The sequence below is a fragment of the Staphylococcus sp. EG-SA-18 genome, assembly GCF_017151825.1.
Classification (GTDB): domain Bacteria; phylum Bacillota; class Bacilli; order Staphylococcales; family Staphylococcaceae; genus Staphylococcus; species Staphylococcus aureus.
The window spans coordinates 182,721-194,332 of record NZ_JACYVY010000011.1 but is presented as its reverse complement, the minus strand read 5'-3'; the positions used below and the strand labels follow the sequence as shown (position 1 = coordinate 194,332).

General features: G+C 33.4%; 9 protein-coding genes. 4 read left to right on the top strand and 5 right to left on the bottom strand.

The window, feature by feature from the left end:
• Positions 1-51 precede the first annotated feature (51 nt).
• A complete protein-coding gene (locus tag IDG66_RS04375; protein ID WP_000174577.1) occupies positions 52-627 on the bottom strand; it encodes a helix-hairpin-helix domain-containing protein in 576 nt (191 codons plus the stop codon).
• Between the two features lie 221 nt (positions 628-848).
• Between IDG66_RS04375 and rarD the strand changes: the two genes are divergently transcribed.
• Positions 849-1,757, top strand: coding sequence for an EamA family transporter RarD (rarD, locus tag IDG66_RS04370; RefSeq protein WP_001091180.1), 909 nt, complete (start codon positions 849-851; stop codon positions 1,755-1,757).
• Positions 1,758-2,169: 412 nt separating this feature from the next.
• Here the strand turns inward: rarD and IDG66_RS04365 are convergent, their stop codons facing one another.
• Positions 2,170-3,588 carry an anion permease gene (locus IDG66_RS04365; RefSeq protein WP_000432348.1) on the bottom strand — a complete coding sequence of 473 codons (1,419 nt, stop codon included), beginning with the start codon at positions 3,586-3,588 and terminating at the stop codon, positions 2,170-2,172.
• Positions 3,589-3,965: 377 nt separating this feature from the next.
• Between IDG66_RS04365 and cna the strand changes: the two genes are divergently transcribed.
• A complete protein-coding gene (cna, locus tag IDG66_RS04360; protein WP_206172180.1) occupies positions 3,966-7,517 on the top strand; it encodes a collagen adhesin Cna in 3,552 nt (1,183 codons plus the stop codon).
• Between the two features lie 160 nt (positions 7,518-7,677).
• Here cna and bstA read toward each other — a convergent pair whose 3' ends face one another.
• From bstA to trhO, 3 genes are all read right to left on the bottom strand, one after another.
• The gene (gene bstA, locus IDG66_RS04355; RefSeq protein ID WP_000208919.1) at positions 7,678-8,142 is read right to left on the bottom strand and encodes a bacillithiol transferase BstA; all 465 of its coding nucleotides are present in this window, start codon (positions 8,140-8,142) and stop codon (positions 7,678-7,680) included.
• A 103-nt stretch (positions 8,143-8,245) separates the two neighbouring features.
• Complete coding sequence (gene pcp, locus IDG66_RS04350) at positions 8,246-8,884, bottom strand: pyroglutamyl-peptidase I (protein WP_000547833.1); 639 nt, start codon at positions 8,882-8,884, stop codon at positions 8,246-8,248.
• 151 nt (positions 8,885-9,035) lie between these two features.
• Positions 9,036-9,992 (bottom strand): oxygen-dependent tRNA uridine(34) hydroxylase TrhO, encoded by a 957-nt coding sequence (gene trhO / locus IDG66_RS04345; RefSeq protein ID WP_001109285.1) that lies wholly within the window; start codon positions 9,990-9,992, stop codon positions 9,036-9,038.
• A gap of 243 nt (positions 9,993-10,235) precedes the next feature.
• On the opposite strand from trhO, the gene IDG66_RS04340 reads away from it, so the two are divergent.
• Positions 10,236-11,207: an SMP-30/gluconolactonase/LRE family protein gene (locus IDG66_RS04340; RefSeq protein ID WP_000082557.1), complete on the top strand. Its 972-nt coding sequence runs from the start codon at positions 10,236-10,238 to the stop codon at positions 11,205-11,207.
• Between the two features lie 204 nt (positions 11,208-11,411).
• Positions 11,412-11,576 (top strand): hypothetical protein, encoded by a 165-nt coding sequence (locus IDG66_RS04335; protein ID WP_001029364.1) that lies wholly within the window; start codon positions 11,412-11,414, stop codon positions 11,574-11,576.
• Positions 11,577-11,612: the final 36 nt, after the last annotated feature.

The window sequence follows — 11,612 nt, the reverse complement described above, 5'->3', positions numbered from 1 at the left end:
ATATACATGTAACCACAAAAGATTTTTTTGCGATATATATAATTTGATAAATTAACCAACAACAATGTAAGATGTCACTTTGCTTAACTTGGCATCCTTTTTATGATTTTCAAATTCAAAAAAATGAGCAAAATGAATCTCTTTACCAGTTTTTAATATTTCAATACCATGCATGGAACCTAAGCACCCATGTGTGATGCTGGAATGGATATTGAGACTAGCAACCTGATTGTAATGATTAGATAGTTCTTGAATTAATATTTGAGGTCCGTATATGTCAAAGCGGCCAGGGACAGACCAAATAAATTCTGTTGTAACCAGTGAACGTAATAATTCAATATCTAATGCTGCTGTAGCAACTATAAAATCTATCATTTGTTGACGTTTAGGCGCATGATTGCATGACACATCTCCTGTTAACTTAAAAGGTAATGATGACTGAACTTCCGTTTTAAAATGTAGTTGGTGCTGAAATAAAGCTTGTTCCAATATTGATATAGCTTTAGGACCAACGCCATGCATCTCCATTAGAGATGACTTCGTATATTGTGATACTGCTTCTAATGTGTATATACCTTGTGAATTTAGCGCGCGTGTTGCAGGCTTTCCAATTTTAGGTAAAGTCATTTGTATCCATCCTTTATGTTGTATGGTAGTCTTTCTGGCAATATACCCTGATTTGTACAGAATTATTTATAAAATTAATATTGTTTAGTGGTTGGTGAATAAATGTGGGAAATATAAACAAAATGATATCTTTATCGAAATATTATTAGTAAAATCGTTATATTAGCATAACCAAGTGAGCGTAACATGTTAAAAATTTGGGAGAGTAAGGAGGTATGTAAGTGAATACAGAATATAAAAAAGGTATATTTTTAGCACTCAGTGCATACATTCTGTGGGGAATACTACCTATATATTGGCAGTTCGTTGATGAAATAGGCGCATTTGAAATTTTAGCCTTTCGTATTATATTTTCAGCAATATTCATGATTTTCATACTCGCGGTTGGACAAAAACAACGCAATGCATTTCAACGAGATATGAATCAATTGTTAGGCAAGCCCATTCAGCTATTAGCGATTGTCGTAGCAGGCTATGTCATTACATTAAATTGGGGTACATTTATTTGGGCTGTAACGAACGGTCACGTCCTACAAACAAGTTTAGGTTATTATATAAATCCACTTGTTAGCATTTTGCTCGCACTTATCTTTTTAAAAGAAAGATTCAATAAATTTGAATGGCTAGCTATTTTATTCGCATTCATCGGTGTATTATATATGACGCTCAAGATTGGAGAATTCCCAATCGTTTCTATTATATTAGCGTTATCCTTTGGTACATACGGATTATTGAAAAAAGTAGTACATATTGATGCCATCAGCAGTATTACGATTGAATGTATTGTTACCGCACCTGCTGGACTAATATACGTTATTTATTTATGGCAGCAACATCAGATGTCATTTGGATTGAACATGTCATCATTTTGGTTGTTATTTTCTGGTGCTATTACGGCAATACCACTAATCCTATTCTCAGCCGGGGCAAAACGTATTCCACTTTCGTTAATAGGATTTATTCAATACGTTGGACCAACAATAATGTTTGTACTCGGCATATTTGTTTTCAAAGAGCCTTTTAATATAGATCAATTAATTACGTTTATATTTATTTGGACAGGTATTGTGTTATATAGTCTTTCTCAATACATTAAATTGAAGAAACATCCGGTCGCAAAAACCCTATAAAATACGAGGAAAGATAATTATACGTGTTTTCAATATCCTTTGTGTCATGATAAGGTGAGACTGAGGTATGTGTGCAGTAACAGCGACAGCTGTATAAATTTGAAACATTAAATATGAAATAAATCACTTTCGTTGAATTCGCACTTAAAATGAATTTAAACGAAGGTGTTTTTAATTTCATGATTTATGAGGGCATACGTAATGTTAATCAACGAAGCGCGTTTATACAGAAATGTATTTTCTGTGATGTTACGCAATGATTTAAAGCGTTATATAGATTTTTAGTGAAGCACGCAATGATTTAAAGGATAAACGTATTTTAAAAAGGGAGTCTTGATTTAGCAAAGGTTGATTTTAAATACAAATTAAAAAGCGCCCAAATCAATGAGATTCGAGCGCTAATTTAAATATTTTAAAATATACCAATTACTTTCATCCAAAGTGATCCTAAACCAATCCAGATAATAAAGTAGACGAAACCTAAGATCAAGTTCATTGTCCACCAACGTTTTTGAGTCACGTAACCTGAAGAGAATAGAATCGGCGCTGGGCCACTACTATAGTGTGTTGTTGAAGCTAATAGGTTACCGAAGAAACCTAACATTAATGCACTGAATAATGGTGGTGCACCGGCTGCGATGGCAACGCCTAGTAATGCTGCATACATCGCACTGATATGTGCTGTAGAACTTGCAAATAAGTAATGTGAATAGAAGTAGAACAATATTAAAATGACCAGTACTATAGGCCAGCTTAAGCCACCAAGACTTGTAGCAATGGATTTACTTAACCAAGGAATAAATCCAAGCTTGTTTAATTGGTCGGCCATTAACACTAATACTGAGAACCATACTAATGTGTTCCAAGCACCTGTTTCGTTTAAAATGTCTTGCCATGTTAAGACGCCTGTCAATAATAACAATGCTAACGCAATAAAGGCCGTTAAAGTTGCATCAATATGAATGAAACTTCCGACAATCCATAGTGTTAACGCAACGACAAAAATACCAATCATAAATTTTTCAGCTAAAGCGATTTTACCCATAGTCGCTAATTCATTTTCAGCCCAACTCTTAGCATTTGGTGTTTCTTTAACAGTTGGTGGATAAATTTTATAAATAATAAAAGGTACAACAATTAAGGAAATAAGTCCAGGAACTAAAGCAGCTAGGAACCAATTCATCCATGTAATGTGAACATTAGATGTGCTAGATGCTAAATTTTGTGCAAGGGGGTTACCGGCCATTGCAGTTAAAAACATAGCCGCAGTAATTAAATTACCTTGGAATTCTGTGAAAACAAGAAATGCACCCATTTTGCGTGCTGATCCGTCTTTCGGTTTCGAACCAAATGATTCAGAAAGTGATTTGATAATTGGGAACATGATTCCACCGGCACGCGCGGTATTACTTGGTGTAGCAGGCGCTAGAATTAAATCTACACCGACGATAGAATATGCTAAGCCTAATGTTTTTTTACCAAATAATTTGACGAAATGAAGTGCGATACGTCTACCAAGACCTGTTTTCACAAATCCTCTCGAAATGAAAAATGCCATAGCAATTAACCAAATGCTATTATTACCAAAACCAGCGACAGCCGTTTTCATGTCAACAATGCCAACGAGTACCATGATTGTAAATCCAATTATAGAGACGGCCCCAATTGGCATCGGTTGTGTAATACAAGCAATGATTGTCGCGACGAATATTGCGAACATATACCATGCTGTTGGATCCACAGCATCCGGTTTAAAAGGTGTAAGTGCCCAAATAAGGAGACCTACAACGATAGGGAGTATAAACTTACGATATTTAACCGTGTTTTCCATGTTAAAACGTCCTTCTTTCTATGTTTTATACATATTTCAATTTAAGAATAAAGCTAACTACAAAAGATGTACAGTAATAATTAAATATAAAATTAAATTAACGAAATCATTAATATAATTATTTTTCGAGAATCGGTGAAGAACTGGTATAGATGGTATTTATTAAATTTAAAAGATTTTGAAGATGAACTAATATACTAAGAAATTAATTGATACAAGTTAACTTCATGCACTTGTATTCGTTATACTGTATATATTTTGCATAATAAAATAATAATATGAATTTTTAATAAATTTCATTGAAGATGAACTAAATTAGTTTATAATTTATCATTAGTATCCTATGGATATGACATAGAGTATAAGGAGGGGTTTTTATGAACAAGAACGTGTTGAAGTTTATGGTCTTTATAATGTTATTAAATATCATCACGCCTTTATTTAATAAAAATGAAGCATTGGCAGCACGAGATATTTCATCAACGAATGTTACAGATTTAACTGTATCACCGACTAAGATAGAAGATGGTGGTAAAACGACAGTAAAAATGACATTCGACGATAAAAGTGTAAAAATACAAAATGGTGACACGATTAAAGTGGCATGGCCGACAAGCGGTACAGTAAAGATAGAGGGTTATAGTAAAACAGTACCATTAACTGTTAAAGGTGAACAGGTGGGTCAAGCAGTTATTACACCAGACGGAGCAACAATTACATTCAATGATAAAGTAGAAAAATTAAGTGATGTTTCGGGATTTGCAGAATTTGAAGTACAAGGAAGAAATTTAACGCAAACAAATACTTCAGATGACAAAGTAGCTACGATAACATCTGGGAATAAATCAACGAATGTTACGGTTCATAAAAGTGAAGCGGGAACAAGTAGTGTTTTCTATTATAAAACGGGAGATATGCTGCCAGAAGATACGACACATGTACGATGGTTTTTAAATATTAATAATGAAAAAAGATATGTATCGAAAGATATTACTATAAAGGATCAGATTCAAGGTGGACAGCAGTTAGATTTAAGCACATTAAACATTAATGTGACAGGTACACATAGCAATTATTATAGTGGATCAAATGCAATTACTGATTTTGAAAAAGCTTTTCCAGGTTCTAAGATAACTGTTGATAATACGAAGAACACAATTGATGTAACAATTCCACAAGGCTATGGGTCATATAATAGTTTTTCAATTAACTACAAAACCAAAATTACGAATGAACAGCAAAAAGAGTTTGTTAATAATTCACAAGCTTGGTATCAAGAGCATGGTAAGGAAGAAGTGAACGGGAAATCATTTAATCATACTGTGCACAATATTAATGCTAATGCCGGTATTGAAGGTACTGTAAAAGGTGAATTAAAAGTTTTAAAACAGGATAAAGATACCAAGGCTCCTATAGCTAATGTAAAATTTAAACTTTCTAAAAAAGATGGATCAGTTGTAAAGGACAATCAAAAAGAAATTGAGATTATAACAGATGCAAACGGTATTGCTAATATTAAAGCGTTGCCTAGTGGAGACTATATTTTAAAAGAAATAGAGGCGCCAGCACCGTATACATTTGATAAGGATAAAGAATATCCGTTTACTATGAAAGATACAGATAATCAGGGATATTTTACGACTATTGAAAATGCAAAAGAGATAGAAAAAACAAAAGATGTATCTGCTCAAAAGGTTTGGGAAGGCACTCAAAAAGTGAAACCAACGATTTATTTCAAGTTGTACAAACAAGATGACAATCAAAACACAACACCAGTAGACAAAGCAGAGATTAAAAAATTAGAAGATGGAACGACAAAAGTGACATGGTCTAATCTTCCAGAAAATGACAAAAATGGCAAGACTATTAAATATTTAGTTAAAGAAGTAAATGCTCAAGGTGAAGACACAACACCAGAAGGATATACTAAAAAAGAAAATGGTTTAGTGGTTACTAATACTGAAAAACCAATCGAAACAACATCAATTAGCGGTGAAAAAGTATGGGACGACAAAGACAATCAAGATGGTAAGAGACCAGAAAAAGTCAGTGTGAATTTATTGGCTAATGGAGAGAAAGTAAAAACGTTAGACGTGACATCTGAAACAAACTGGAAGTACGAATTTAAAAACTTACCGAAGTATGATGAAGGAAAGAAAATAGAATATACAGTGACCGAAGATCACGTAAAAGACTACACAACAGACATCAACGGTACGACAATAACGAACAAGTATACACCAGGAGAGACATCGGCAACAGTAACAAAAAATTGGGATGACAATAATAACCAAGACGGAAAACGACCAACTGAAATTAAAGTTGAGTTATATCAAGATGGAAAAGCAACAGGAAAAACGGCAACATTAAATGAATCTAATAACTGGACCCATACGTGGGCAGGATTAGATGAAAAAGCAAAAGGTCAACAAGTAAAATACACAGTCGAGGAATTAACAAAAGTTAAAGGCTATACAACACATGTGGATAACAATGATATGGGTAACTTGATTGTGACGAATAAATATACGCCAGAAACAACATCAATTAGCGGTGAAAAAGTATGGGACGACAAAGACAATCAAGATGGTAAGAGACCAGAAAAAGTCAGTGTGAATTTATTAGCTAACGGAGAGAAAGTAAAAGCGGTAGATGTGACATCTGAAACAAACTGGAAGTACGAATTTAAAGACTTACCGAAGTATGATGAAGGAAAGAAAATAGAATATACAGTGACCGAAGATCACGTAAAAGACTACACAACAGACATCAACGGTACAACAATAACGAACAAGTATACACCAGGAGAGACATCGGCAACAGTAACAAAAAATTGGGATGACAATAATAACCAAGACGGAAAACGACCAACTGAAATTAAAGTTGAGTTATATCAAGATGGAAAAGCAACAGGAAAAACGGCAAAATTAAATGAATCTAATAACTGGACCCATACGTGGGCAGGATTAGATGAAAAAGCAAAAGGTCAACAAGTAAAATACACAGTCGAGGAATTAACAAAGGTCAAAGGTTATACAACACATGTGGATAACAATGATATGGGCAACTTGATTGTGACGAATAAATATACGCCAGAAACAACATCAATTAACGGTGAAAAAGTATGGGACGACAAAGACAATCAAGATGGTAAGAGACCAGAAAAAGTCAGTATAAATTTATTGGCTAATGGAGAGAAAGTAAAAACGTTAGACGTGACATCTGAAACAAACTGGAAGTACGAATTTAAAGACTTACCGAAGTATGATGAAGGAAAGAAAATAGAATATACAGTGACCGAAGATCACGTAAAAGACTACACAACAGACATCAACGGTACAACAATAACGAACAAGTATACACCAGGAGAGACATCGGCAACAGTAACAAAAAATTGGGATGATAATAATAACCAAGACGGAAAACGACCAACTGAAATTAAAGTTGAGTTATATCAAGATGGAAAAGCAACAGGAAAAACGGCAAAATTAAATGAATCTAATAACTGGACCCATACGTGGGCAGGATTAGATGAAAAAGCAAAAGGTCAACAAGTAAAATACACAGTCGAGGAATTAACAAAAGTTAAAGGTTATACAACACATGTGGATAACAATGATATGGGTAACTTGATTGTGACGAATAAATATACGCCAGAAAAACCGAATAAACCAATCTATCCTGAAAAACCAAAAGACAAAACACCACCAACTAAACCTGATCACTCTAATAAAGTTAAACCAACTCCCCCAGATAAGCCATCAAAAGTGGATAAGGATGATCAACCTAAAGATAATAAAACCAAACCTGAAAATCCTCTAAAAGAATTACCAAAAACTGGTATGAAGATTATAACTTCATGGATTACATGGGTATTTATAGGTATATTGGGATTGTATTTAATTTTAAGAAAAAGATTTAACTCATAAACCATTATAATTATTTTTATAGATAAGGCTATTCCTAGTTCTATGTATAATACATGATATAAATAGGTCACTTTTAATCTGTATGTAAGCAGACTAAAAGTGGCCTTTTAAACAAATAAAAAAACCGTTAACGTGTTGTTAACGGTTAATAAGCTAATATTTATTTTAAATTTTTTAATATACGAGACATTTCTTCAATTTTACCAGCATGAAGTGGGATATGAATGGCATTTAATACTAATAACTCTTCTAAGTTATTACAACCAACAATTGGTTGTTTCAGTTCAATTGCTAAATCATCTTCAGTTAGTTTTCGTGCACGTTCAGGTAATGTTTGAAGACCTTCTAAAATCGTTCCAATACTCGGTACTTCGCCCTTCCATTCATCTGGAGACGAACCATTTCCGAATAAAGGTCTATATATATTTAAATCAATATTCTCTTTACCAGTAACAGCTAAGGCTGATTCAAAAATTGTTAATACATGCCCAAATTGCCAATGAATGGTATTAGAAAAAGGCTTATGATAATCATCAAGTATCTTTTCAACTTTCCAAGTATCATACACATTTACTAAATATCCTAAACCCATATCAATGACATCAAATACCGTTTTTGTAGTCATTATTAATTCCTCCCCCCATAAATAAAACATACTTCCGTAAGTATTACCCTATTAACAAAGTTGTTAGTCATTTAAGGAATGTATTTTATTGGTGTACTTATAACTATTCCGTTGTGCCCAGGGCTAGGTGTAAATCCTCATCATTAGAAATAGCTTCAATGGCTGCAGTCAAACCTGCAACTATCTTTTCTAATGGCATAGATGGTGTATCGGGTTTACCAATGACCTGCTCTGGTATGTATGGCACATGAATAAATCCGAATCGTAGGTGAGGGTAATGCTTATCTTGTAAATAACCTAAGTGATAAAGTGTGTGATTACAAACAAATGTACCTGCGCTATTTGAAAGTGCTCCAGGAAGTCCTTGATTAATAATACTTTGAGTCATTGCTTTAACTGGTAAATTTGAAAAATAAGCTGGCGCACCGTCTAAGTGAATGGCTTGATCAATAGGTTGAAAATCATCATTATCTGGAATACGTGCATCATCAATATTAATGGCGACACGTTCTGGGGTAATGGCATTTCTACCACCAGCTTGTCCTATAGCTAGTACAACATCATAATGATTAGATGCCAACGTTTTATTTATAATATTATCTACTTTCTTAAAAGAGGTTGGTAGTTTTAATTTATCGATTGTATGTGTGCCAATAATATCTTCTAGTTGAGTCACAGCTTCCCATGAGGGATTGATATTTTGATTGTCAAAAGGCGCAAACCCTGTTACTAAAATGTGCATTTTAAGACACCCCGCAGTATTAAAATTTAATTTAGTATAACACGCGCATAATTAAAAACATATCAGGTTATGTATGCGCATAAAAAACAGCCTTGAAAAACCTTTATAAATCGGATTTTCAAAGCGTGTTTTGAAAGGTATTTAATTAAAACTAAGCATGTTGATGTAAATCATCAAAGTTTGTTAAACGTTGTTGCCACTCATTATCACTAATATTATTTGCTTGAACATAACGATTACGCTCATGTTTAGCACATTCATAAGAGCATGCACCTAAATATTTAGTTTCGTTTTCTTCAGAAACTAATATTTGTTTATTACATTCTGGGTTAGCGCAATTAATATAACGTTCACATGGTTTGCCATCAAACCAATCCTTACCAATAATTGTTTTTTCAACTTGGTTGATATTAACACTGATGCGGTCATCAAATACGTACATTTTACCGTCCCAATATTCACCTTTTGTTTCAGGATCTTTACCATATGTAGCAATACCGCCATGAAGTTGTGCTACATCTTCGAAACCTTCTTTTAAAAGCCATCCAGAAAATTTTTCGCATCGAATTCCACCAGTACAGTACGTAACCACTTTTTTATCTGCAAATAACGCTTTATTCTCTTTAATCCAGTCAGGCAAATCTCTAAAACGTGTGATATTTGGACGAATTGCACCTCGGAAATGACCTAAATCAAATTCATAATCATTACGTGCATCAATAATGACTGTGTCATCATCTTCAAGAGCTTTTCTAAATTCTACAGGTGATAAATATTGGCCAGTTGTGTGTCTTGGATCGACGTCATCTTCTAAATCTAAAGCAACGATTTCTTTTCGAGGACGTACATGCATTTTCTTAAAAGCATGTCCTTCAGCTTCATCAATTTTAAACACCATATCTTTGAATCGTTCATCGGCATGCATATGTGCCATATATTGTTCGGTTTCTTCTTTTGTACCAGATAATGTGCCGTTAATACCTTCTGTAGAAACAAGAATTCTACCTTTTAAATGGTGTGCTTTACAAAAGGCTAAGTGATCCTGAGCAAACTGTTCAGGGTCATCAATCGTCGTATATTTATAATATAAAAGAACTTGATAGTTCATAGGTTAATCTCCTTCTAAAAACATGTTATAAGCATGTTAATTTTTAAAATAAAGCGTCAATACGCATATTTATCTACGTCCATCATTTTAACAGAGTTGTATTGTCATTCAATATTTCTAGCTTGAAATCAGCCACTAGACCGATAAAATAGATAAATGAAACCGTTATCATTTTATTTGATAGTTATCTTGTTTAAAATGAAAATGATAGTTAAAACGAATGAAATGAAAGGAATGATCATGATGTCACAACAAGATTTACCTACATTATTTTATAGCGGGAAGTCCAATAGTGCTGTTCCAATTATATCTGAAAGTGAATTACAAACAATTACAGCTGAACCATGGCTTGAAATTTCCAAAAAAGGATTGCAGCTAGAAGGATTGAACTTTGATCGGCAGGGACAACTCTTTTTATTGGATGTATTCGAAGGCAATATTTTCAAAATCAATCCTGAAACGAAGGAAATCAAACGACCTTTTGTAAGCCATAAAGCGAATCCTGCAGCAATCAAAATACATAAAGATGGCCGATTATTCGTTTGTTATTTAGGAGATTTTAAATCTACAGGAGGCATTTTTGCAGCTACAGAAAATGGTGACAACATACAAGATATTATTGAAGATTTTTCAACAACTTATTGTATTGATGACATGGTATTTGATTCTAAAGGTGGATTTTATTTTACAGATTTTAGAGGATACTCTACCAATCCACTAGGGGGCGTTTATTATGTTGCGCCGGACTTTAGAACAGTGACGCCTATCATTCAAAATATTAGCGTAGCAAATGGTATTGCTTTAAGTAAAGATGAAAAAGTACTATGGGTAACAGAAACTACAGCCAATCGATTACATCGCATTGCACTTGAAGATGATGGTGTGACGATACAACCATTTGGAGCTACCATACCGTACTATTTTACAGGTCATGAAGGACCAGACTCATGTTGTATTGATAGTGACGATAATTTATATGTGGCAATGTATGGTCAAGGCCGAGTATTAGTTTTTAATAAAAGGGGTTATCCAATAGGACAAATATTGATACCAGGCCGAGATGAAGGGCATATGTTACGTTCTACGCATCCGCAATTTATACCTGACACAAATCAACTCATCATTTGTTCCAATGATATAGAAATGGGCGGAGGATCTATGCTTTATACAGTTAATGGCTTTGCAAAAGGTCATCAAAGTTTTCAGTTTCAATAAGACCTACCTGAATGAAAGGCGTCTAAATATAAGTTTAAATCTTAGCGATTTTTAAGTTAGAAGTTAAATATAATTTGCTTCAATTTGTAAAATGAAGTTTTGTATAACGTAAATAGGCAATATTTAATATAAGAAAGTATAAAGAAGAATTTTCTTGATTATTTCTAATGAAATCAATGCCAATTTAATAAGGAGTTGTTTATTTTGGCTATTTATATTTTTTGTACAATACTAGTTTTAGTTGCAGTTGGAGCACTTTTGACAAATAGAATAAGGGATAAAAAAGATAAAAGGCTAGATATTTTATCTAGTGTATTACTTTTAATTTCATCAATATCATTGTTACTTTATGGTGTTATTATCAATTAAGTTAAATATGATTTTTAATTTAGAAGTTAAAAAATG